Here is a 23,906-nt window from a genome sequence, read left to right on the forward strand (position 1 = left end):
CTTACACCGTTTTTGAGAATACTTTTTTATCTTCACTAATGTTTTTCATATAAGCATCAAAACACATAGCAATATTTCTTATAAGCAAAACACCTGTTTCATTGACTTTGATAAAATTTTCATCAAAATTAATAAAATCTTTGTATTCTTCTAAAGCTTTTAAATCCTCTTTAAAATACTCCTGAAAATCAATGCAAAATTCTTTTTCTATTGACTTGATATCAAGCTTAAAATTTGCCATTAACTCCATAATCACTGCTTTTCTAAGCTCATCATCATCGCTTAAAGCTACGCCTCTTTCAAAAGGCAAAACTCCTCTATCTAATGCAGCCTCATAACTTGACATATCTTTAAAATTTTGCGCATAATGTCTTTGTCCTTCGCCTATACTTGTAAGCCCAACACCGACTAAATCAGCACCACCTTTAGTAGTATAACCTTGGAAATTTCTATGTAAAGTTCCATTTTCTAAAGCTTTAAAAAGCTCATCATTTTCTTTTGCAAAATGATCCATACCTATCATTTTATAGCCGTTTTTACTCAAAAAATTCTCACAAAATTCTAAAATTTCAAGTTTAACATCAGGACTTGGCAAGGTATTTTCATCAAATTTTCTCATATTTTTCTTAAGCCAAGGCACATGAGCGTAATTAAAAATCGCCAAACGATCAGGATTTAAAAGCATAACTTTTTCTAAAGTTTGTGTAAAGCTTTGTAAATTTTGATAAGGCAAACCATAAATTAAATCCATATTTACAGACTTTATACCTTTACTTCTTACAAGATTTAAAGCATTTTGTGTTAATTCAAAAGGCTGGATGCGATGAATTTCTTTTTGAACTTTTTCATCAAAATCCTGCACTCCAAAGCTGATACGATTAAAGCCATTTTGTGTTAAAACTGTGGCTTGTTCGTCATTTAAAAAACGCGGATCGATCTCACAGCTAATCTCTGCATCTTTAGAAAAATTTCTAAAAATAGATCTGATTTTTAAAATCAAATTTTGAAGTTGTTTAGCACTAAAAAAAGTTGGAGTTCCGCCCCCAAAGTGCATTTGCACCACTTCTCTTTTAGTATCTAAAATAGTACTTAAAATATCAAGCTCTTTAAAAATATAAGTTAAATACCTTTCTTTACTCTCTTCTTTTGCAGTATAAATAACATTGCAACCACAAAAATAACAGGCACTCCTACAAAATGGTAAATGAAAATAAAGCGATAAAGATCTATCTTGCTTTTTTAAAATTTCTATATATTCTTCATATTTGAAATTTGTATTAAACTCTACTGCTGTAGGATAAGAAGTGTAGCGTGGTCCTGCTTTAGAATATTTTACAAAAGCTTTATAATCTCTCATTTTGATTTACCCTTTCTATCATCGCTTGCATATCTACAAATAAATTTGGATGCTCTTGTTTGATTTTAGAGATTAATTTTTCAAGATCAATACCAACTTCCATAGTACCATTTTGTGCCTTTTGCTTGATTTCATCCATGGCAACCGTCCAAACATCGTTAAAATCTACAGGAATTTGTTGATAAATCGCCTTTTCTAAACGCAATTCAAAATTCTCTTTTTGACTTTGTTTTAAACTTTCAAGTATATTCTTAAGACTTTGTAAAGAAAGCAAAGTGTGAATTTCATCGTTTTCATCAATCACAAACCAAGGCTCAGGAGAATCAAAACTTCCATTTTCAAGAACTAAACATTTTTCGTTTTCATTCTCGCTTTGCTTCATTTTAAAAATCGTTCTATCTTTTTTCTTTATTCCTAGATTTTGACTAAATTCATCAATGCGTTTTAAGCAAATGCTATACTTTTCTAGCTCTTTCATTCTCTTCCTCTCTGATTATCCAAAAAGCAAAGCAAGGCTTTTACCACATAAAGGCGATTTCTTGCTTCTTCAAAAATCACATCTGCATGTTTTTCAAAAATTTCTTCACTCACTTCATAACCCCTATAAGCAGGCAAACAATGAAGCAATATCGCGTCTTTATTGGCAACGCTCATAGCCTTCTCATCGATTATAAATCCTTCAAATTCTTTAATCTTGCGTTCTTTTTCATTCTCTTCACCCATAGAAACCCAAGTATCGGTGATGACTACATCTTTATCCTTTAAGGCTTCAAATTTATCATGACTTAAGGAAATTTTGGCTCCTGAAATCAAAGCCTGTTTCATAGCAAATTCCCAAATTTCAGGGCTAATTTTATAGTTTTTTGGTATAGCTATACTAAATTCAAAGCCCAAAATCGCAGCCGCAATAAGCCAAGAATTGCACATATTGTTACTATCTCCGATAAAAGCAACTTTTGCTATACCATTTTGCATCTTATTCCATTCTTTGATAGTAAGCAAATCTCCTAAAACCTGAGTAGGGTGATAAAGCTCGCTTAAAGCATTGATCACAGGGGCTTTAGAATATCTTGCAAATTCGAGTAAAGTTTCATGTTTATTGACTCTCATCATCACAAAATCAACCATCGCCCCTATCACCCTAGCTGTATCCTTTACAGGCTCGCCACGACTAAGTTGTAAATCATTGCTATTTAAAAATAAAGCCTTTCCGCCAAGCTCTGTTATGGCTAATTCAAAAGCCATTCTTGTTCTTGTAGAATTTTTCTCAAAAATCATTGCTAAAGTTTTATCTTGTAAAAGTTTTTTAGGCTCTTTTTTAAGCTCGCTAGCATGATTTACAAGGCTTAAAATTTCCTCCTTAGAAAAATCTCTTAAAGTTAAAAAATGTTTCATTTTTCTCCTTTTAACATTTTAGCTAATTCTTTGGCATGATAAGTGATGATAAGCTTTGCCCCTGCTCTTTTAAAAGCTATCATAGTTTCATATAAGATTTTTTCATAATCAATCACTCCCGCATTTTTAGCTGCCTTTAGCATAGCATATTCTCCGCTTACATTATAAACACACAAAGGCAAGTTAGAATAAAGGGATATTTCTTTAATTACATCAAGATAAGCAAGAGCGGGTTTTACCATTAAAATATCAGCTCCTTGTGCTTCATCTTCTAAGCTTTCTTCTAAAGCTTCTTTACCATTAGCAAAATCCATTTGATAGCTTTTTCTATCTCCATAACTTGGAGCTGACTCTGCTACATCTCGAAATGGCCCATAATAACTTGATGCAAATTTAGTAGAATACGCCATTATAGGCAAATTTTCAAAACCTTCTTTATCTAAAGCTTCACGCAAAGTAGTGATAATACCATCCATCATCCCACTAGGTGCTATCATATCTACCCCTGCTCTTGCGTGAACTAAGGCTTGTTTGGCTGAAATTTCTAAAGTGGCATCATTATCTACGCTTTTTGTTTTTGGATCGATAAACCCACAATGCCCGTGATCTGTATACTCACAAAAACAAAGATCGCTAATTACAAAAAGATCTGGAAAATTTTTCTTAATCTCTCTTATGCTTCTTGCAACAAGCCCTTCATCATCTAAAGCATCGCTTCCGCAACTATCTTTTTTCTCATTTTCCAAAACGCCAAAAAGTATAATGGCTTTAATGCCTAAATTAACTACATTTTGACACTCTTTTAAAATTTCATCTAAACTCATTTGAAACACATCGGGCATAGAAGAAATTTCTTTTTTTATCCCTGTTCCATTAACCACAAAAAGCGGATAAATCAAATCATTTACACTTAAAGAATTTTCCCTTACCATAGATCTTAAGTTTTCATTAAACCTTAATCTTCTAAATCTTTTAAACATTTTTTTGTCCTTTTTTTGCTAAAATCTTAACATAAATTTGATTATAGAGAGTAGTAAATGAAAATAAAAATTTCAGAAATTGCGAATTTACCTAGCAAATGGGGAAATTTCCAAATACAAAGTTTTAAAGAAAATGATAAAGAACATTTATGTATATTTAAAAATACTCCAAAAGACACACTCAATCTAAGAATTCATTCAGAGTGCTTAACAGGAGATGCTTTAGGAAGTTTAAAATGTGACTGCGGAGAACAGCTTGAATTTTCACTCAAATATATAGAAAAAAACGGCGGAATGGTGATTTATCTTAGACAAGAAGGAAGAGGTATAGGACTTTTTAACAAGGTTAATGCTTATGCTTTACAAGATAAAGGTTTTGATACGATTAAAGCAAATCATCAGCTTGGCTTTAAAGCCGATGAGAGAACTTATGAAATTGTAGAATTTATACTCAAACACTATGAAATTTCTAAGGTTAATTTACTCACAAATAATCCCGAGAAACTAGAGTCCATTAAGGAAAAAATCATCACACGCATACCGATTTTAATAGAACCTAACCGTTTTAATGTAGAATATTTAAACATAAAACAAACTCAAATGGGACATCTTAAATAAATGATTTTTAAAGATTATGATTTTTTACAACACTACGATTTAAAAAACTTTAAAGAAAAGGTAAAAATTTATAAAGAATTATTATCTAAATTTAACCGCATTCACAATCTTACTCATTTAAAAAATATAGATGAAAATATCTTTGATAGTATTAAAATTTTAGATTTTTATGATTTTTCTAAAGCAAAAAATATTGCCGATATAGGAAGTGGTGCAGGATTTCCAGCTGTATTTTTAGCCTTTTTACTGCAAAGCAATTTTCATCTTTTCGAACCCAATCCCAAAAAAGCTGCCTTTTTGCGGACACTAAAAATAGAATGCGAACTTTCAAATTTACATATTTACAAAGAAAAAGTTCAAGAGTGTAAAAATACCTTTAAAGCCGATATCATCACTTCAAGAGCCTTAATGGATGTCAAGCCTTTGCTTGAAATTTGCAAAAATCTAAAAGATGAAAATACAATTTTTATTTTATGGAAAGGCAGTGAAATTTATCAAGAACTTGAAAATATAAAAAATTATGAAATTTTTGAAAATAATTTAAGAAAATACTGTATTTTAAAGTAGCCCTAAGGCTACTTTTTATTCTGCTAAATCAGCATTAAAACTGATATCAACCAAAGGCCAAGAGATTCCACCATGTCCTGGAGCAGCATCACTTAATGCTTTTAATGCTTTAGAACCATTTTTAAAAGTATGCAAATCAAGCTGCCCTTTAGCTTCAAATTTATTATCTTTGATAGTATAAGTTAAAGGTACAATAGTACTTTTTTTATCCATGGTAATTTTTGCTGAAATAACGCCTTTGTTTTCACCTACAATCACATCTTGGAAAACAACTTTAATATCTGCATTTCCCAATAAAGCAGGAAAAAACACTTTTGTGATATTATTGGTTATAACATCATTGCCTTCACCCATAAAAGCATTACTTGGCTTTATAGTAGCTTTAGCTCCTTTAAGATAACTTGCAAAATCCTTTGTATTTTTAGAAAATTTATATTCTACATTCTTAAATTCACCTTCTACTCCTACCATATCCTTAGTTTTATACCCTTCAAAAGATATTTTTAAACTATCTTCTTTAAAAGATACGGCACTTAAAGCAGATGCTAATAAACAAGAACTTAAAATACTTAAAACAATTTTTTTCATTTTAACTCCTTCAAAATGAGATTTTATTAAACAAAAACAATTATATTATCACTTGATTAATAAAAATAAATTTTTTCAAAAAATAATTGTTATTACCAAAGTATATCTTTAAAAGTCAAAGTTAAAAAATATCCTCCAAAAATCAAAACAAGCCCTAAAACAAAAGCCAAACCAAATACTCTAGAGCCACTCTTTAAAAATTTTTTAAAGTCAATTTGCAAACCTAAAGCTGCCATAGCAAAAACAATACATAAAGTACAAAGTGTTTTACCTAAAGAAATAATATCACTCGTAGCAATACCTAAAATACTTTCTTTAGTTGCTAGATATGTATTTAAAACTATCATACCTAAAAATGCGAATGCAAAATAAGGAATAGTAATACTTTTTGCAGTTTTTCCACTGCTTGAATGCTGATTTTTAGCAAAAAAATAAGTCACTATAAGCAAAAAAGGCACAAGTAAAATCACTCTCATCATTTTTATAATCACTGCAACATTAGAAGCACCTTGCTCAAATCCTGCCATATCTTTTGCCATTTCAGCGGCACCTGCAACATTTGCCACTTCATGCAAAGTAGCCCCCATAAAAACCCCCATAGCATTTTGATCAAAAAAGGGAAAAAGATTTAAAGAAAAAGCTATAGGATACAAAAACATAAACACAAGTCCAAAAATCACCACCGTACCTACAGCTAAAATTCCTTTAAAAGGATCACTTTTTAAACTTGACTCCAACGCTAAAACCGCTGCCGCACCGCAAATCGCACTTCCGGCTCCAACAAGCATAGAAGTTTCTTTATCGAGTTTAAAAATTTTCATCCCTACAAATAAAGCAATAATAAAAACAAAAAATATCACTATAACAGAAAGCAAAAACCCTTTCAACCCTACACTTAAAAGCTCAGTTAAAGTGATATTAAAACCATATAAAACAATACCGAGTCTTAAAAGCTTTTTTGCACTAAAATGCACTCCAGCTTGAAAATGATGTTGGTATTTAAAAAACCAAGGAGAAAGCAATACTCCTATGATGATAGCAAAGGCAGTCGCTGCCAAATGAGTAGTATCTTTGATACTTTGAACACTAGAAAGATACATAGCAAAAATCACTATACAAGCAGTAAAAAGCAAACCCTTAAAATTTGAACGCACTATAGCCACGCTATGTGCTAAAAAACTTGTTTTCATTTATTTTCCTTTTTCTAAATTTTGTGTTATTATATTTTTTTTATTAAAATTATAAAAATATATTATTTTAATTTTTATAATAATTTTTTTTTATTAAATAAAGGAATCACTCATGAAAATCAAAGATATGGAAATATTTTTAGATCTTTTAAACACTCAAAGTCCAACTCATACAGCCAACAATTTTTCCATAACTCAACCCAATGTTTCAATAGTAATTAAAAATTTAGAAAATAAATTTGATGGCATTTTATTTGAAAGACTTGGAAAAAAACTCTTACCTACACCAAAAGCTTTAGAACTAGGAAAAAATTGGTTAAAAATTATACAAGCCTACTACCAAAGCTTGGAAAAATTAAACGACGAAAGTATGCTCTTAGGGGAAATAAAAATAGCCTCAACTCAAAGCATTTCTGAACATTTTTTAGCTCCTATTTTATTTGATTTTAAAGCAGAATTTAAAAACATAGAAATTCGCTCTCAAACACAGAATTCAAAAGAATGTTTAAATTTGCTAAAAAACGGAAATATAGAATTTGCAATTATTGAAGCAGAACTTGATCCAGCTTTAGTGGAGTATGAAAATTTAGAAATAAATTTTTGGCAAAATGATGAACTTATAGTAGCTACAAGTGATAAAAAATTCAATGAAAAAGAATTTTATATCGATGAACTTTTAGAACAAAAGTGGATTTTAAGAGAAGTAGGCTCAGGCTTAAGGGATAAATTTTTAAACGAAATTGGTGCAAGCTCAAAAAAACTTAATATTTTTCTTGAGCTTGATAGAATGGCTGCGATTAAAGAACTTGTTTTACAAAAAAAAGCAATCTCTATTTTTTCCAAAAAAAGCATAGAAAAAGAATTAAAAAATTCAACACTTTATGAAATCAAGTTAAAAAATATCAACCTAAAGCGTAAATTTTATACCTTAAAAAGAAAAAATTATAATTTTAACAGAGCTTTAGAAAAATTTGAAAAAATATTTAAATCATAAGCATAATAACCGATTTATATAGAAAGTTAAGCAATTTTTAGATAAAATCTAAAGCTTATATAAATTTCAAGGATAATCAATGAACGCCAAAACTCAAGAAGCTGAATTAGAAGAATTATTTCAAGAAAATGCAAAAGATTATATCACATATGAAAAATTGGTAAAATATCTTACAAAACAACCAAGTGCATCAACCGCTAAAAAAGTGCAAGCATTAGTGAAAAAACACAAAGTGCAACTTTTTTCAGCAGCTGAAATTGCACAAATGAAAAACATAGAAGATGCAAAAAGACTTCAAGAAGAAAAACAAAAACTCCAAGATACAAGCCTTGAGAACGAATTTGATTTAGCCAATGAAAACGATTTATTAGAATGGAGCAGATCAGACTCTCCTGTTCGTATGTATTTAAGAGAAATGGGACAAATTGCTTTATTAAACAAAGATGAAGAAATTGAAATTTCTAAAAAAATAGAACTTGGTGAAGATATTATCATTGATGCTTTTTGTTCTGTACCTTATTTGATAGATTTTATTTTAGATTATAAAGAACCTTTAATAAACAGAGAAAGAAGAGTAAAAGAATTATTTAAAAGCTTTGACGATGAAGAAAAAAATGATGATAAACTTGATGAACTTGATATAGACGAAGATGAAGAAAACGAAACAGAATTAGAAACAGATGAAGAAAATACTAAAAAAAACAGCAAAAAAGAAGATGAAAGAACTTTAAAAGTTATAGAAAAATTTAAAGCTCTAGAAAAAGCTAAAAAAGATTGGCTAAAAACATCCAAAGACAAGGAAAGTGGAGATGAGCTTTTAGATAAATTAAGCATTGCATTCAAAAAAAATATTTTAAAAGAAAAATTAATGGATCTAGGCCCTACTTCAAAACTTATTAGTGAAATCGTAAAATCAATGGAAACTGCACTAAAAAGTGATGAAGAATTTGACAAAGAACTTAAGCGTTTAGAATACCGCTTACCTATGTTTTCTGATGAACTTAAAAAACGCCATGCAGATATTTTAAAAGATATTACAAAATTGAGCAAAGAAGAAATCACAGAGCGAGCTTTAGAAACAACCATGGTAAGCACTTATATGGAAATTAAAAAACTATTTCAAACTAAAGAAGCCAGTGAAAAAAGCTTTGATCTTGAAAAATCACGTTTAAAAGAAATTTTAGAGCAAATTAAACGTGGTAAAAAAATCTCTGATGAAGCAAAAGGAAGAATGGCAAAATCAAACTTGCGTCTTGTTGTAAGCATAGCTAAACGCTACACAAATCGTGGTCTACCTTTCTTAGATCTTATTCAAGAAGGGAATATAGGCTTGATGAAAGCTGTGGATAAGTTTGAATACAAAAGGGGTTATAAATTTTCCACTTATGCAACCTGGTGGATCAGGCAAGCTATTTCAAGGGCTATAGCTGATCAAGCAAGAACCATAAGAATTCCAATCCACATGATAGAAACCATCAATCAAATTAACAAAATTATCCGCGAACATCTACAAAAAGATGGAAAAGAACCTGATGTCAGCGTTATAGCTAAAGAAGTAGGTTTAAGCGTAGATAAGGTTAAACAAGTTATTAAAATTACAAAAGAACCAATTTCTCTTGAAGCTCCAATAGGAAATGAAGATGATGGTAAATTTGGAGATTTTGTTGAAGATAGAAATTCACTTTCTCCAATGGATCATATCTTAAAGGATGATTTAAAAGAACAAATTGATGAAGTTTTAGATCAATTAAACGATAGGGAAAAAGCGGTAATTCGAATGCGCTTTGGCTTAATGGATGATGAAAGCGATAGAACCTTAGAAGAAATTGGGAAAGAGCTTAATGTCACTCGAGAAAGAGTGAGACAAATAGAAAGCTCAGCTATAAAAAAACTCAAACACCCTAAAGTAGGAAGAAAACTAAAAAATTATATAGAAGGTTGGAAGTAAGAGTCAATCTCTTACTAAAAACCTAAATCTTTTTCTTCTTTTAACTTGCGTACATGTTCAAAAAAAACTAATTTTCCGCTATGTTTTTTTAAATTTTTAAATTCCTTAATATCAAATTCTAAACACAAGATAGAAGAAGTTGGAAAAGAAGCTAAACATAGCGAGCTTAATAACTCTCCAAGCTCCATTAAACCAGGATTATGGCCCACTAAAAACACTTCATTAAACTCATCATCAATATTTTGCAAAATTTTTAGCAAATTTTCAACATTGCAAAGATACAATCTTTCATCAAAACAAATTTTATTTTTATCAAAATTATAAAATTTGGCTATTTTTTTCGCTGTTTTAGCGGTTCTAACAGCAGGACTTGATAACACTAAATCAGGATGAATTTCATGCAAGGCAAGATTTTTAAAAAGTTTTTTTAAATCTTCCTTTCCACTCTTAGTAAGCTTTCTTTCAAAATCATCGATATCTCCTCTCTTACTTGCTTTTGCATGTCTTATAATATAAATTTTTTTCATTTTACCTCTTTTATTTTAGCTAAAATATAACCACATATAAACCCGAAAATATGACCATACCAAGCAACATTTACCCCCATAAGCAATGGCGCAAAACTCATAAGTAAAATTGCCACTATAAGTCCTTTTGTGCTATTTTTATCAAGAACAGCATAAAAACCCATTAAAACACAAATTGCACCACTAGCACCTATGACATTTATATTTTCTCCAAAATATTTAAAATCAAAATACACATAAAAAACACTTAAAAGTGAACATAACAACCCGCCAATAAAATAAATAAAAACAAAACGCAAAGCACCCAAATAAGTTTCTAATATACGCCCAAATTGAAATAAAACTATCATATTTAATATAAGATGAGTTAAATTTCCATGTAAAAACATTGAACTTAAAAGTTGCCAATAAGCTCCATTAAAAAATAAAATATTCAAACCAAGGATATTGTAATAATCATAAGAAATCAAAAAATAACATAAAACATTTAAAAAAATTAAAAAAATTGTAAGCAAAGTATTAAACCTTTATTTTTTATAATATTGTCTTAAAATTCACATAAAATTCACATAAATTCTTTACAATTTTACTAAAAAATAATTAGGAAAAATATTGAAAATTAAATTTTTAAGTATTATTACTATTTTAAGTTTATCTTTAAACGCTGATATAATAATTTCTGCTGATAATTTGCCAAGTGTTTCTAAAGAATTTTTACAACATAATTTCAAAGCACCTATAGGGATCGTTCAAAAAGACAAAAATTCCTATGAAGTCTATCTTAGCGATGGGACAGAACTTGAATTTGACATAGATGGAGCTTGGAAAGAAATTGAAAATAAAGCCTTTCCTTTTGAACTAGATTTTTTACCTCAAAATTTAGCTAATATCATTAAAAACGAATTTCCAAATACAAAAGCTAGAGAAATCGAAAGAAAAATCAACCATTACAAGATTAAATTTGATAACGATGTAAAAATTCTTATAGATTTTAATGGAACTATCTTGCACAAAGAAATTGATGATTAAAATATAATCAAATCTGCATTATATTTTTAACATCATCATGTTCTATCTTTTCTTTTTCAAGCAAAAGCTCTGATAATTTTAAAATTTTATCCTTCATAGAATTTAAAAATTCATCCATTTCTTTTTTTTGTTCATTTAAATTTGACTCTTCTAACATATCAAAACTCAACATATAATCAAGCAATTCTTTAATCTTTAAAAAATCATCTTGCGAGTTGGTATAACTTTCATTGTAAATTAATTTCATAGCTCTAGAACCAGCCAAATAAACTTTTATACGATTGATAAGCTCTGATTTTGATCTTATATTATGCTCATATTCTTTAAAACAATCTTCAATGAGAGTTATTTTATCAAATCCTATGTCAAAATAATATGCACTCAAAGCTTTTGCAGCTTGATAAGTGGCTTGAATTTTTTTCTCTTCATCATTAAAACTTAAAATCTTTTTCTTGCCTAAAAGAACTTTATTTAATACAGCATAAAAATCACTTTCCTCAACTAAAGCACTATTTCTTCTTAAAGCATTAATTGCCGCTTCATTGACCAAAGTTTCAAGTCCTGCTCCACTAAAACCTACGCTTGCTTTAGCGATTTTATTTAAATTGATATTATTATTTTTATCCTTCATATAAATTTCTAAAATTTTAAGTCTATCCTTAAAATCAGGTAAAGATAAAAAAATTCTCCTATCAAAACGCCCTGAACGCAATAAAGCAGAATCCATAAGTTCGATTTTATTTGTTGCAGCTATAACTATAACCCCGCTATTGTCCTCAAAACCATCCATTTGGGTTAAAAGTTGATTTAAAGTACTATCTCTTTCAACATTTGACATTTCTCCCCTTGCTTTACCTACAGCATCTATTTCATCGATAAAAACTATACTAGGAGCCATCATTTTAGCTTTTGAAAAAAGCTCTCTAACTCTTTTTGCACCCATACCTACATAAATTTCAACAAAACTTGAACCACTTTGATAAAAAAATGGCACCCCTGCTTCTCCTGCAACTGCTTTTGCTATCAATGTTTTTCCTACACCTGGTGGGCCTACCATTAAAACACCTTTTGGCATTTTTACACCAAATTCTTTATATTTTTTAGGATTTTGTAAAAAATCTACAAGTTCGCTTAGTTCCATTTTAACTTCATCAACACCTGCTACATCATTAAAAGTAATATCTGAAATCACAGGTTTTATATGAGAACTTTCTAAATTAATATTTGAATCTTGAGCTTGAATGTGATTCTTATTTGATATAGGATATTTAGCCAATTCTTTTTTACGGGCAAAATAACCAAGACTTATAAAAAGTGCGATAATAAAAACAAGTAAAATAAAAAACACCCAAAGCGTGTTATCTTTTTTAACCTCTATAGGAACTTTTGCTAAAAGTGTTTTTATATCTATGCCATCTTTTATAATTACGTAATTTTCACCTTCTGCCTTAAGCCAAATTTCGTCTTTATCAATCACAGCTTTTTGGATTAAATTTTGGCTTAATAGACTTTGATAAAGATTTTCATCTATATATTTAGGTTCATTTTTAAAATATAAAATTCCCAAAAGCATACATAAAACCATAAAAGATGCTAAAATTATCTTTTTATTTTTCATTATCTAGCCTTTTAAAATTGCAAAGTTAGACTTTTCTTGCACTTCATATTCAGATATAACAATCCATTCTTTAGCTATATCTTTATCACTTTTAATTTTGATCTTGTTAAAAAACTGATCATAACCCTCAAAAAAACCATCTTTTTGATTTTCTATCAAAACTTCAAGTGAAACTTGATTTTTTTTCCTAAATTCATAATTATTTTTTTCTACTATGGATTTTAAAGTGTTTAGCCTTTCTTTAGCTAAAGTTCCATTTATCACATCCTTCATGGTAGCAGAATGCGTGTTGTTTCTAGGACTAAAAATAAAAGCATGAATATGAGTGAGTGGAAATTCTTTAAATTTTTTCAAAGCTTCTTGCCACATTTCTTCACTCTCACCTGGATGAGCTACTATAAAATCCGTCCCTAAAGCATATCCTTTACTTGCTATAGTATTAAAAAGCTTTAAATCATTATCCGTATGCGATCTTCTTCGCATTATACGAAGCATTTTTTCACTTGTATGCTGCAATGCAATATGTAAATGCCTTTCAAGCCAAGTTTCATCTAAAATTTCTAAAAAACTCTCATCAATTTGTGCGGGTTCTAAACTACCTAACCTTATGCGTTTTATACCTGAAATTTGTCCCATTTTTTGCAAAAGCTTGCCTAAACTTGTGCCATTTTTAAGCCCATATGAACCTATATTAGTCCCTGTTAAAACAATTTCACTATAGCCATTAGCCCCCAAAATTTCAACCTGTTTCAAAAGAGCTTTTTCATCCACACTTCTTGATCTTCCCCGCACGCTAGGAATAATACAATAAGAACAAGCAAAATCACAACCTTCTTGAATTTTCACAAAAGCTTTGGTATGATTTTCATATTCGCAAACTATATCTTTATCAATAAAATTTAAATTTCCAAGTTCATAAAAACTTGTCTTTGCTCCTAAAAATTCATTGATTTTATCTTTATTTGACGCTCCAAGCACTCCAAAAACTTGCTTTTTATCTAAAAGCTCCTTACCCTTGCTTACAGCACCACAACCTGTAAGTATAACTTTAATGCCTTTTTTTTGCATGGTATTTACATAAGACTTTATCCCGCTATCAGCTCCATTTGTAACCGTGCAAGAATTTACAACGATAATTTGTGCTTTATTCTCATCATTTATAATCTCATAATCTTTTACATAACTTTTTAAAAGCTCTGTATCATAAATATTTGTGCGACACCCAAAGGTTTTAAAAAAAACTTTTTCTTTCAATCTTTATTCCTTGCATGAAAATGCATATTTTCATGATGTTGTTCAAAATGATTTTGATTTAAATTTCCTAAATATAAATTTTGCGATGGATAAGCAATTTTTATATCTTTATGCTTATTAAATTCTTTTATAATCTCTTTACTAATCGTACTTCTTAATACCAAAGCCGCATAAGCATTGGTCATATACCATGCAGAAATTCGCATTCCCCAATGTTCAAAAAACATAAAAAACCTTGGCTCCACTTTAGGATTTTTAATACTATATTCATGTTGTAAACGAGCTATATTTTTTCTAGCAAGCTCAGTATAACCTTTGGCATGGCGTGTAACAATATTTTCCACAATTTCTTGCGCTTTATCAAGATTACTATCAAAAGTAACACTTATATCAATGCCATCAAGCACGGTTTTCATACCATGATGAGTATAATTAGCAAGCAAATTTGTAAAAACATAGTTATTAGGAATAAATATAATACGCCCACTACGACGATTTTTGCTATAAGTTTCAAGCGTAAGCTCTTCATAAAGAGTAATGCGTAAAAAAGAAATATCTATAATATCTCCAATATAGGTAGTATCATTTTGAAAAACTTTTACACGATCCCCTACTCTAAAACTTCCACCAAAAATAATCACACACCATCCAAGCATAGACATAAACATATCTTTCATAGCAATAGCTAAGCCTGCAGAAGCAAAACCAAGTATAGTTACAAGATAAGTAATATTTTCTATATAAGCAAAGAGCAAAATAAGAAAAATAATATTTATATTAATAAAATTAATAATCTTCGTAGCGGTATAATATCTTTCACTATCTTTAATATATTTTTTAGCAATAAATTTCAACATAAAAGCTATAGCTATAACAACAACAATAGCAACAAGTATATTTGCAGCCCTTAAACTTTGAACTTTAATCTCAGCACTTACTCGAGAAAGCTCTTCATCAATTTTTTTCTCATAAACAGAATAAGAAACACTAGCAAAATTTAAAGCTTGCTCAAATTCTTCCAACTTTTTATCCGAAGCTTTTAAAGCTTCTATATTCTCAACACTTGGTTTAAGCTCAACTAATTCCTTAAGTTCTGAGTTTTTTTCCCTGATCTTATCTACTAAATTTTTAAAATCATTAAATTTAAATATATACTCTTCCTTTTCTCCTTTTAATTTCTTAATATGAGAAAAAGCTCCTATAATAGCCAAAGGATTAGTAAGCTTAGATAAAGTTTCTATATTATCAGGGGCACTAAGACTTTGTGCAAAATTTAAATCTTTATATTCTTTAAGCAAGCTCAATTGCTCTTCTAAATTTGCTATCTTGCGTTTAAGTTCTTCTTGTTGGTGAATATCGGAAGTTTTTTTTAAATTAAGATTTAAAATGATTAATTCATCATTTATATCTTGATATTTTATAAAATTTTCATAACGTATATTCCAAATACTAGCACTGATTACAGTATTTAAAGTATTAATTTTCTCATTTATATTATTAATAATAGTCCGATTTACATCACCAAAAGCAAAAACAACAAAAAAGGTTAAAATAATAATTTTTTTCATTGGAATTCTCTTAAAGTTGCAATTATATCTTCTTTAGAAATATCACCTTTTATCAAACCCTTACCCAAAGGACTAGCAAGAACAAAATTGATTTTTTTATTAGAGCTTTTTTTATCCATGAAAAAAGCTTCATAAAATTCATCTACATTGTTGATTTTATATGATATTGGCAAACTGAATTTAAGTAAAATATCTTTTATTTTTTGACTTTGCATTTTATCCAAAAGCCCTAAATTTAAAGCCAATTGATTTGCCATAACCATACCTATAGCCACCGCTTCTCCGTGTAAATAAAGCTTATAATCTGTAAAATTTTCTATAACATGAGCAAAAGTATGACCATAATTTAAAAGCATTCTAAGCCCTGATTCTTTTTCATCTTGTTCAACAACCCTTGATTTAAGTTCTATGCTTCTTGCTATAATTTGAGTAAAAATTTCATTCTCACAAGTAGCATTTAAGAAACTTTTTTCATCAATTTTTTCTATAAAATCAAGTATACTATCATCAAACATTGCTGCCATTTTAATAAATTCAGCTATGCCTGCAGCAAGTTCTCTAGAGCTCAAAGTCTTTAAAAAAGAACTCTCGCAATATACAGCTTTAGGTTGATAAAAAGTGCCAATAAGATTTTTACCAAAATTATTATTAACACCTGTTTTTCCACCTACTGCTGCATCAACGCAAGCTAAAAGTGTAGTAGGAATATTTATAAAATCAATACCTCTTTGATAAATACTAGCAGCAAATCCGCCCATATCACTAATCACGCCACCACCAAAACTTATAAGCACGCTTTTTCTATCCAATTTAGAATTAAACATTTGGTTTAAAATTTCTTCCATGGTGCTTAAATTTTTATATTCTTCACCATCTTTTACAGTGGCAATAAAAATTTCTTTTGCCTTAATTTTAGAAAGTAATGTTTTCAAATGAAGACCTGAAATCTTAGGATTTGAAAGTATAAAAACCTTACTATCAAATTCTAATTCTTCAAGTTCATCAATATAAACCTTATAAGCATTTTCTTTTAACTTAACTTCTACTTGCATTGAACTACTCTTTTTGCGTTTATTCTATCACATTTAATTAATTATTTATTCTACTGGTATGAAAAGTTGGTAATTTTGTCTCATTTTATAATAATGTCTATTTAAATTTGTACTTAAATTTCTGCCAAAATCTCTATTTAGTAATTCTTTTTGAAAACTCACAAATTGTAACAAATCTTCGCGATATTGCAAATTTAAAAGAGGGTTTTCATCATTTTTATTAATAATTTGTATATTTTTATCATAAAGCTTAGATAAACTTCTAAAATACTCCTCCATATCTGTAGTATTTTGAGAATTTGGATTATAATAATATAAAATAACTCCAAAATCAAGCTGTTTGCTTAAATCAGTAATGACATTTGCATTGTTTTCAAGTTCGCTCTCATCGGCACTTAAAATAATCGCTTCTTTAAGCTCATCAAAAGAAGCTTCACCCACTTTCATAATAGGAATTTTTAAATCAAAAAAAGCTTGTTTTTCTTTCTCAAAATTTTTTATATCGGTTACAACTAATCCTATATCATTATTTTGCAACCATGTGGAAATTTGTTTAAAATCCGTGTTGAAATAATCAAAAAACACACCTTCTTTATCCTCAGAAAGTTTTTTTAATTTTTCATACATTACCCCTAATTTAGGATTGATAACATGTATAAAAAATCTTTTTGCATTGCTTTTTTGAGCTAATTTTAAAGTAGTATCAAGCACTCTTTCTTGCATATTTTGATTCATATTTTTCATATCAATTAAAGCAAAAACATTACTTCCAAAAGGCATAGGAAATTGCCCTGCTTTGCCTCTTATATTATGAAAAATACTTTGTAAAACAACAGGATCTCCAACGATCAAAATGCTATCATTTGGCTCTAAAACAAAAGATGGTTTTACAAAATAAATCTTAGAATTTCTATAAATAAGGACTATGCGCCACCTTTTTTGTTGTATTGAACTTATGTGCCTATAAGCAAAAATAGATCCTGCTGGAATTTTTACTTCCATAATCTCTCCAACCCCAAGTCCTATATACTGAGCTGTTAAAGCAATATCTGGTAAAAAATCCATAAATCTACGGCTTAAAGTCATTCTAGCATCAGCTAAATTTGCATGAGTATCATTAACACTTAACCCCCAAAAATCCATTATTTCTATTTCTAAATTTGGATTTAAAGAGCGCAAAGCCTCATAACTTTTTTTAGTTTCAAATTCATCTTGCATATAAATAAAAGCCTGTTTAAAATCTTTACTCATAATATTTTCAAGACGCGCTGTGCTTGTAGGATCAAAATAATGCAAGTCAATATACTCACTAGAAATATTTAAGTTATTTTTTTCACTATTTTGACACACTACTGTAAAAAAGTAACCTAAGCCTTTTTCAAAACAAAGCCTTTCTAAGAAATGCTTTGCTAAAATACCGTCTATTATAATTAAAATATTATTCATTTTAAACTCCAAAAAGGAAATTATAACAAATGGAATTTAAATTAAAGCATAAAGATGGAATGGCAAGGGTTTGTGAAATCACTACCGCGCACAGCACTTTTTTAACCCCTGTTTTTATGCCTGTTGGCACAGTGGGAGCGGTTAAAAGTCTTGATGCTAATGATATGAAAAATGAGCTTGATGCAAAAATTATTTTAGCAAATACCTATCACATGTACTTGCGTCCAACTTCTAAAGTGGTAAAAGATTTTGGAGGTTTGCATGGTTTTACGAAATTTGATAGAAGTTTTTTAACCGATAGTGGTGGTTTTCAGGCTTTTTCTTTAAGTAAAAATTCCAAACATTTTAACGAAGGTATAGAATTTAAAAGTCACATTGATGGGAGTCGTCATCTTTTTACTCCAAAAAGTGTTTTAGATACTCAATATGATTTTAACTCTGATATTATGATGATTTTAGATGATTTAGTAGCCTTACCCGCAACCAAAGAAAGGATTAAAATTTCTGTTGATCGCACTATACTTTGGGCAAAAGAAGCCATTGCTTATCATAAAAATATGCAAAATAAAGGTATAGGCATAGGGCAAAATATTTTTGGTATTATCCAAGGTGGTACAGATTATGAAGAAAGAAAGCGTTGTGCTTTAAGTTTAAACGAAATGCCATTTGATGGTTTAGCTATAGGTGGGCTTAGCGTGGGCGAAGAAAACGCCTTGATGTATGAAACAGTACAAAACTTAAACCCTTATCTAGATGAAAATCGTCCAAGATATTTAATGGGTGTAGGAACGCCTGAAGATTTAGTAGAAAATGTTGAGCGAGGAGTAGATATGTTTGACTGCGTGATGCCAACTAGAAATGCAAGAAATGGAACATTTTTCACAAGTTTTGGAAAATTTAATATTAAAAAAGCAGAATTTATCAACGATCATGAAGCTATAGATCCTATTTGCTCATGTTATACTTGTCGTAATTTTTCAAGGGGTTATTTGAACCATCTTTTTAAAGCTAAAGAACTTACTTTTTTTCGCTTGGCAAGTTTGCACAATCTACATTATTATCTTGAACTTGCAAGAAAGATGCGTGAAGCAATTTTGAATAATTCTTTTACGCAATTTAAAAGAAATTTTTATCACTTAAGAGGCAAATAAAATGCTAGAACTACATGAAAATCTAAAAAAAATCCTGCAAGCAAAGAATTTAGAAACTTTCTATAGTGAAATTTATGGACAAAAAATTTTTGTTTACGTGGGATTAAATTTGGAAACTTGGCTTTTTAATGATGAAAAAATTTATAAACTTCAAGATGAAGAATTTAAGCTTTCTAGCATAGAAGAATTTTCAAATTTTATTAAATCCATTTTAGAAGATTTTAAAGTACAAAATACTCATTTTCAAAACCTTTTAGAACACAAAGAAGGTATTATCTTAAAAGGTGGTTTTGTTAAAAATTTTTACAAAAAATCCTTTGTGTTAAGACAAAAAATCAACAAAAATCTAAAGCAAATTAATCTTCTAAGCGAAGCTTTCAATCTTTTGCTTAGTGAACAAGCACAATACAAAAAACATTTAAAAATTTTAAATTTATCCATCGGCATCTTAAGTAAAAACACCAAAGAACATCTAACAAGAGTTGATACTCTTTATACGTTAACAAGTGCAATTAAAAATGAAAAAATGAATAAAAGTATTTATCTTTTAAGTATACTTTCTTCTATTTTCTTGCCTTTAAATTTGATCGTAGGATTTTTTGGAATGAATACTAATAATCTTTTTTTCAAAGATAGCCCTTATGGTACACTTTATATTTTTTCTTTGATTTGCTGTATTTTGATTGTAGGTTTTATATTTTATCATTCAAAAAAGACTAAAGAATTTGATTTAGATGAAGATAAAAAAGCTAAAAAACAAACAAAATAAGCAAAATTTTGCTTATTTTAAGAATATTTATATATAATTTTAACTTATTTTTGCGCTCATAGCTCAGCTGGATAGAGCATTTGATTGCGGTTCAAAAGGCCAGAGGTTCGAATCCTCTTGAGCGCACCATATTATTTATCTTCTTTAATTTTTCTTTTAGCTAATCCCATATGCTCGTAAGCATCAATTTCTTTTTTGTAAGATCCAGAAATTTTCTTAAGTTCTTTATTTAAGTAACTGACTGTTTGTGCACTTGCATTAATATTTGCAGCCAAAGCAGAAACAAATTCTAGTTTCTTTTTTGTTGCTTCATCTAATTCTTTAGAAGTTTTTGAACCAAGTTTATGTGTCTGCACATAAAGTTTGGCAAGTTCTTTTAATTCAATATCCGTTAGCTTAACATCGGAAGCAGCAATTATCATTTTATCTAAGTCTGTATCAAATTTTTTAGTCTTTTCAGCTACATGCTGCTTTTGACTAGTTTTTTGCTTTTTAATTGTTTTTTTGCCATCACTTGTAATAAGATAAGCAATCACGCCTAAAAACAATAAAAGCGCTAAAGCAGCACAAAAAATAACCAAAAAAATATGGCTCATTTACAGTTTGCCTACAAAATTTCGCTTCCTTCTTGCAAAAAGAGCTAAAACCACCATCAATGCAAATCCCCAATAAACATAATTAGGAATTTGAGCCGCTTCGCCTGCAGCGTAAGAATGAAGTCCTGTTAAAAAGTAATTTACTCCAAAATAAGTCATAATAATAACCCAATAAGCAAACATACTCCATAAAGCAAACACAAATTGATTACAATATTTTGGAATCATTCTAAGATGCAAAATTGCTGCATAAACCAAAATACTAACTAAAGCCCAAGTTTCCTTAGAATCCCAACTCCAATATCTCCCCCAACTTTCATTTGCCCAAATTGCACCTAAAAAATTTCCTACAGTAAGCAAACAAAGTCCAAAAATCATTGCCATTTCATTAATTCTTGTAGCCTCTGTAATATTTCTCAAAATATTAAGATTATATTTTCCATCTTTCTTAAGAAAACACATTAAGAACAGTGTAAAGATACCAAGTAAGGCACAAAGTCCTAAAAATCCATAACTAGCAGTAATAACAGATACATGAATACTAAGCCAATAAGAATTGAGCACTGGAACAAGATTTGTAATTTGCGGATTCATTTCGCTTAAATGTGCAACCATTAATACAACACCGGATAAAATAGAAGTTAATGACAAGGCTATAGGACTTTTTCTAGAGAAAAATATACCCGACAAAGACAATGCCCAAGCTATATACACCATACTTTCATAGCCATTACTCCATGGAGCATGACCTGATAAATAAGCACGAAGTCCAAGACCTAATGTATGAATTACAAAAGCTAAAACATTTAAAACATATACCACTTTAAATATAAAAGAGATTTTTAAATTCGGTATGACCATTTTAGAAAAAACAAGAATCAAAAGTAAAAAACCCGCAATTAAATATACAGGAGCGAGTTTAACGAAAATTTCAGCCTTATTAGAAAAAATTTCCATTTCAACCTTGGTTTTACTAGGCATGACTTTATATCCTATTTTTTCTTGATATTCCTTGATAAATTTCAAGCCTTCATCAGCTCTAGTCCAATTGCCATCTTTAAAAGCATTTTCCACGGCACTAAAATAATTCTGTATTAAAGCCAAAACAATATGCCCTTCATCCCCCTTAAGAGTAGTTACAGCAGAAAAAGGTGCAAGCCAAACATTATTTGGATTATTTTGAACAGGAATAAATTTAAATAATTCACCACTAAAAACTAAATTTACAACATTAGCTCTTTCATCTAGTTTTATAATTTCCTTATCAAAAACTCCTCTTGCATTTGGGTTTTTACGATTTGCATTTTCAACATATTTTTGAAGTTTATAGCGATTATTCTCATCAAAGAAATCTTTATAAGAAATATATTTAGCGCTAGGAATTTCTAAAATATTTGCAATAGCATCACGAACTGCTTGATTTTGTGGCATTAAAATAAAAGGTTCTATTTGCCATTTATCTACATCAACGAGCATGGAAAGCATAACAGCGTTAGAATTTTGACCCTTATAGCTATCGCTTTGATGAATTTTTTCTAAAATTTCTCTTGATAGCGTATCAAAAGGCACCATTCTTCCATCTGCTGATTTTTGAACTATTAAAGTAGCAAGAGCTTTAGCATGATTAGTATTTACCACAGGTAAGGTTGAATTTAAATCTTGAGCAAAAGTCTTTTCAGAACCAAAAGATAGCAATAAAATAAAAATAATCACACTTGTATGTTTTAAAGTGTCTTTATTGATTAATCTTGCCAAAGTTCTAAATCTAGAATGAGGATTTAAAAAATTCATAAACATTCCAAGACAAAGCAAAAAATAACCTATATAAGTTGGTATTTTGCCTGGATCTTTATTTACAGATAAAACAGTCCCTTTTTCATCTTGATCATAAGAACTTTGATAAAATCTATAGCCATCATAATCTAAAACATTATTCATAAAAATTCTATAATCAAAATTTTCATTATTATTTTTTACAGTAATTTCACTTGCATAAGAAGCTGGAGACATAGAACCTGGATAACGATCTAATACAAAATCTCTTAAATAAATATCAAAAGGCAATTGTTCATAAGAAAGCGCCCAAGAAATAAAGAATTTTTGACCTGCAAGTTCTATCATAATAGGTTTATTATATTCAAAAATATAAAATTCTTTACTTTCATTTTTATAGCTTAATTCTAATTTTAAAGCATTAGAGCCAGTTAATTCTAAGTTTTTATTCTCATTGCTTAAAGCAAAATCTTTAAAATGTAATAATAAAGAATTTTTCCAATTTTGAGGCTCGCCAAAAGTAGAAATCAACATAGTTCTACCCACTTCTAACCAAGCAGATTTAAACCATAACCAAAAACTTTCATCTTGAGGTCTATTGGAGCCTTCTAAAGCTTCTTGCGCATGCAAAGAAGCAGCTTTAACTACAAAACTAATATCATTAATTTCATAAAGCCTTCTTTCCTTAGCATTTGCCTTTTCTCCAATTTTAAGGTCTAAATTTTGTCCATCTAACATACTTAAAAAATGTAAGTTTTCACTTGAACTTAAAGTTAAATTTTCATCAATTTTTACAAAAGGTGCTTTAACATTATCATTCATAAAAGCAAAGTTAACCCCTTCTATATTCTTAACTTCACCTTTTTCAAATTTAACATCAACACCTTGAGATCCTTTTTGAGAAAGCATCAAAACCAATAAAGGATCAGAATTATTATTTTCTTTATAAGTATAATGAGCATTTAAAATTAAATCTTTATATTTTAATACAGCTTGATCATCACCTAAATTAAGTTTTAGTTTAAAAGAATTAGCAAAAGGCAAATTTCCTATATAACGATCATTAACCGCACTATAGCGTTCTCCATCTTTTATAGCAGAAATACGCAAAGAAGTCTTAGAACTTTCTATAAGTGAATTTTGAGTATGCTCTCTAATAGGTAAAATACCTTCAAAACCAGCATATCTTGTCATTGCAGAACCCACTAAAATAAATAAAAAAGAAATATGAAAAATCATTAAAGGCAATTTTTTAAGCCCAAACATTTTATAACGAAACATCCCGCATAGTAAATTAATACCAAGTAAAAGTTGTATATATTCAAACCAAAAAGTATCATAAACCATTGCCCAAGCCGTAGGAGTTCCATAAGCACTTTCAATAAAAGTTGCCAAAGCACAAAAAAGCGCGAAAAGCAAAAACAATACAACCGAAACTCTTAAATCCCCTATGCTTTTTATTATATTTTTCATTCTTTTTCCTTTA

22 protein-coding genes and 1 tRNA gene are annotated in these 23,906 nt (G+C 29.3%); 8 read left to right on the plus strand and 15 right to left on the minus strand.

The genetic code is table 11. The features are described 5' to 3' along the window. Nucleotide 1: 1 nt before the first annotated feature. From hemN to hemB, 4 genes are read right to left on the minus strand one after another with little or no spacing between them, the layout of a single operon-like run. Nucleotides 2-1,357, minus strand: a complete 1,356-nt coding sequence (hemN, locus tag AJ936_RS07465) for an oxygen-independent coproporphyrinogen III oxidase (RefSeq protein ID WP_004305706.1) — start codon at nt 1,355-1,357, stop codon at nt 2-4. After that, complete coding sequence (locus AJ936_RS07470) at nt 1,344-1,835, minus strand: DUF2603 domain-containing protein (protein ID WP_070210225.1); 492 nt, start codon at nt 1,833-1,835, stop codon at nt 1,344-1,346. The genes hemN and AJ936_RS07470 overlap by 14 nt, the downstream gene beginning before the upstream one ends. Further along, nucleotides 1,832-2,752, minus strand: a complete 921-nt coding sequence (gene argF / locus AJ936_RS07475; RefSeq protein WP_004305704.1) for an ornithine carbamoyltransferase — start codon at nt 2,750-2,752, stop codon at nt 1,832-1,834. Before argF ends, AJ936_RS07470 begins: the two co-directional genes overlap by 4 nt. Further along, nucleotides 2,749-3,732, minus strand: a complete 984-nt coding sequence (gene hemB, locus AJ936_RS07480) for a porphobilinogen synthase (protein WP_004305703.1) — start codon at nt 3,730-3,732, stop codon at nt 2,749-2,751. Before hemB ends, argF begins: the two co-directional genes overlap by 4 nt. 57 nt (nt 3,733-3,789) lie before the next feature. Between hemB and ribA the strand changes: the two genes are divergently transcribed. Beyond that, on the plus strand, nt 3,790-4,350 hold the full coding sequence (gene ribA, locus AJ936_RS07485) for a GTP cyclohydrolase II (protein ID WP_002854114.1): 561 nt from the start codon (nt 3,790-3,792) through the stop codon (nt 4,348-4,350). After that, entirely contained in the window at nt 4,351-4,917 is a 567-nt protein-coding gene (gene rsmG / locus AJ936_RS07490) for a 16S rRNA (guanine(527)-N(7))-methyltransferase RsmG (RefSeq protein ID WP_004305702.1), read from the plus strand. A 15-nt stretch (nt 4,918-4,932) separates the two neighbouring features. Here rsmG and AJ936_RS07495 read toward each other — a convergent pair whose 3' ends face one another. Further along, on the minus strand, nt 4,933-5,505 hold the full coding sequence (locus tag AJ936_RS07495; RefSeq protein ID WP_002861734.1) for a hypothetical protein: 573 nt from the start codon (nt 5,503-5,505) through the stop codon (nt 4,933-4,935). 92 nt (nt 5,506-5,597) lie between these two features. After that, the gene (locus tag AJ936_RS07500) at nt 5,598-6,695 is read right to left on the minus strand and encodes a YeiH family protein (RefSeq protein ID WP_004305700.1); all 1,098 of its coding nucleotides are present in this window, start codon (nt 6,693-6,695) and stop codon (nt 5,598-5,600) included. 112 nt (nt 6,696-6,807) lie between these two features. Here AJ936_RS07500 and AJ936_RS07505 point away from each other — a divergent pair, with 112 nt between their 5' ends. Then, nucleotides 6,808-7,689: a LysR family transcriptional regulator gene (locus AJ936_RS07505; RefSeq protein WP_004305699.1), complete on the plus strand. Its 882-nt coding sequence runs from the start codon at nt 6,808-6,810 to the stop codon at nt 7,687-7,689. Between the two features lie 79 nt (nt 7,690-7,768). Further along, entirely contained in the window at nt 7,769-9,637 is a 1,869-nt protein-coding gene (gene rpoD / locus AJ936_RS07510; protein WP_004305698.1) for an RNA polymerase sigma factor RpoD, read from the plus strand. Nucleotides 9,638-9,651: 14 nt separating this feature from the next. Here the strand turns inward: rpoD and AJ936_RS07515 are convergent, their stop codons facing one another. Both AJ936_RS07515 and AJ936_RS07520 read right to left on the minus strand, forming a co-directional pair. Continuing rightward, nucleotides 9,652-10,164, minus strand: a complete 513-nt coding sequence (locus AJ936_RS07515; RefSeq protein WP_004305696.1) for a histidine phosphatase family protein — start codon at nt 10,162-10,164, stop codon at nt 9,652-9,654. Then, nucleotides 10,161-10,679, minus strand: coding sequence for a rhomboid family intramembrane serine protease (locus AJ936_RS07520; protein ID WP_004305694.1), 519 nt, complete (start codon nt 10,677-10,679; stop codon nt 10,161-10,163). Before AJ936_RS07520 ends, AJ936_RS07515 begins: the two co-directional genes overlap by 4 nt. Before the next feature lie 97 nt (nt 10,680-10,776). Between AJ936_RS07520 and AJ936_RS07525 the strand changes: the two genes are divergently transcribed. Then, on the plus strand, nt 10,777-11,193 hold the full coding sequence (locus AJ936_RS07525; protein WP_004305692.1) for a PepSY-like domain-containing protein: 417 nt from the start codon (nt 10,777-10,779) through the stop codon (nt 11,191-11,193). 7 nt (nt 11,194-11,200) lie between these two features. Here AJ936_RS07525 and AJ936_RS07530 read toward each other — a convergent pair whose 3' ends face one another. Genes AJ936_RS07530 through AJ936_RS07550 form a run of 5 tightly spaced genes read right to left on the minus strand, consistent with a single transcriptional unit; the run spans nt 11,201 to nt 18,131 of the window. Then, complete coding sequence (locus AJ936_RS07530) at nt 11,201-12,811, minus strand: AAA family ATPase (protein ID WP_070210226.1); 1,611 nt, start codon at nt 12,809-12,811, stop codon at nt 11,201-11,203. A 3-nt stretch (nt 12,812-12,814) separates the two neighbouring features. After that, nucleotides 12,815-14,065, minus strand: coding sequence for a tRNA (N(6)-L-threonylcarbamoyladenosine(37)-C(2))-methylthiotransferase MtaB (gene mtaB / locus AJ936_RS07535; protein ID WP_002880606.1), 1,251 nt, complete (start codon nt 14,063-14,065; stop codon nt 12,815-12,817). Then, a complete protein-coding gene (locus AJ936_RS07540) occupies nt 14,062-15,633 on the minus strand; it encodes a mechanosensitive ion channel family protein (RefSeq protein ID WP_070210227.1) in 1,572 nt (523 codons plus the stop codon). Before AJ936_RS07540 ends, mtaB begins: the two co-directional genes overlap by 4 nt. Then, nucleotides 15,630-16,685 (minus strand): 3-dehydroquinate synthase, encoded by a 1,056-nt coding sequence (gene aroB, locus AJ936_RS07545; protein ID WP_070210228.1) that lies wholly within the window; start codon nt 16,683-16,685, stop codon nt 15,630-15,632. Before aroB ends, AJ936_RS07540 begins: the two co-directional genes overlap by 4 nt. Before the next feature lie 45 nt (nt 16,686-16,730). Next, a complete protein-coding gene (locus AJ936_RS07550; RefSeq protein WP_002880603.1) occupies nt 16,731-18,131 on the minus strand; it encodes a COG3400 family protein in 1,401 nt (466 codons plus the stop codon). Nucleotides 18,132-18,160: 29 nt separating this feature from the next. On the opposite strand from AJ936_RS07550, the gene tgt reads away from it, so the two are divergent. The 3 genes from tgt to AJ936_RS07565 all read left to right on the plus strand — a co-directional run bounded on the left by tgt (nt 18,161) and on the right by AJ936_RS07565 (nt 20,180). Then, nucleotides 18,161-19,282 (plus strand): tRNA guanosine(34) transglycosylase Tgt, encoded by a 1,122-nt coding sequence (gene tgt / locus AJ936_RS07555; protein ID WP_014516779.1) that lies wholly within the window; start codon nt 18,161-18,163, stop codon nt 19,280-19,282. Nucleotide 19,283: 1 nt separating this feature from the next. Next, the gene (locus tag AJ936_RS07560) at nt 19,284-20,051 is read left to right on the plus strand and encodes a magnesium transporter CorA family protein (RefSeq protein WP_070274266.1); all 768 of its coding nucleotides are present in this window, start codon (nt 19,284-19,286) and stop codon (nt 20,049-20,051) included. Between the two features lie 52 nt (nt 20,052-20,103). Continuing rightward, a tRNA-Arg gene (locus tag AJ936_RS07565) sits at nt 20,104-20,180 on the plus strand. A 2-nt stretch (nt 20,181-20,182) separates the two neighbouring features. Here AJ936_RS07565 and AJ936_RS07570 read toward each other — a convergent pair. Both AJ936_RS07570 and ccsA read right to left on the minus strand, forming a co-directional pair. Continuing rightward, nucleotides 20,183-20,632, minus strand: a complete 450-nt coding sequence (locus AJ936_RS07570; RefSeq protein WP_074486965.1) for a hypothetical protein — start codon at nt 20,630-20,632, stop codon at nt 20,183-20,185. A gap of 15 nt (nt 20,633-20,647) precedes the next feature. Next, complete coding sequence (ccsA, locus tag AJ936_RS07575) at nt 20,648-23,893, minus strand: cytochrome c biogenesis protein (RefSeq protein WP_070274267.1); 3,246 nt, start codon at nt 23,891-23,893, stop codon at nt 20,648-20,650. Nucleotides 23,894-23,906: the final 13 nt, after the last annotated feature.

This window comes from Campylobacter sp. BCW_6877, from assembly GCF_001762445.1.
Classification (GTDB): domain Bacteria; phylum Campylobacterota; class Campylobacteria; order Campylobacterales; family Campylobacteraceae; genus Campylobacter_D; species Campylobacter_D jejuni.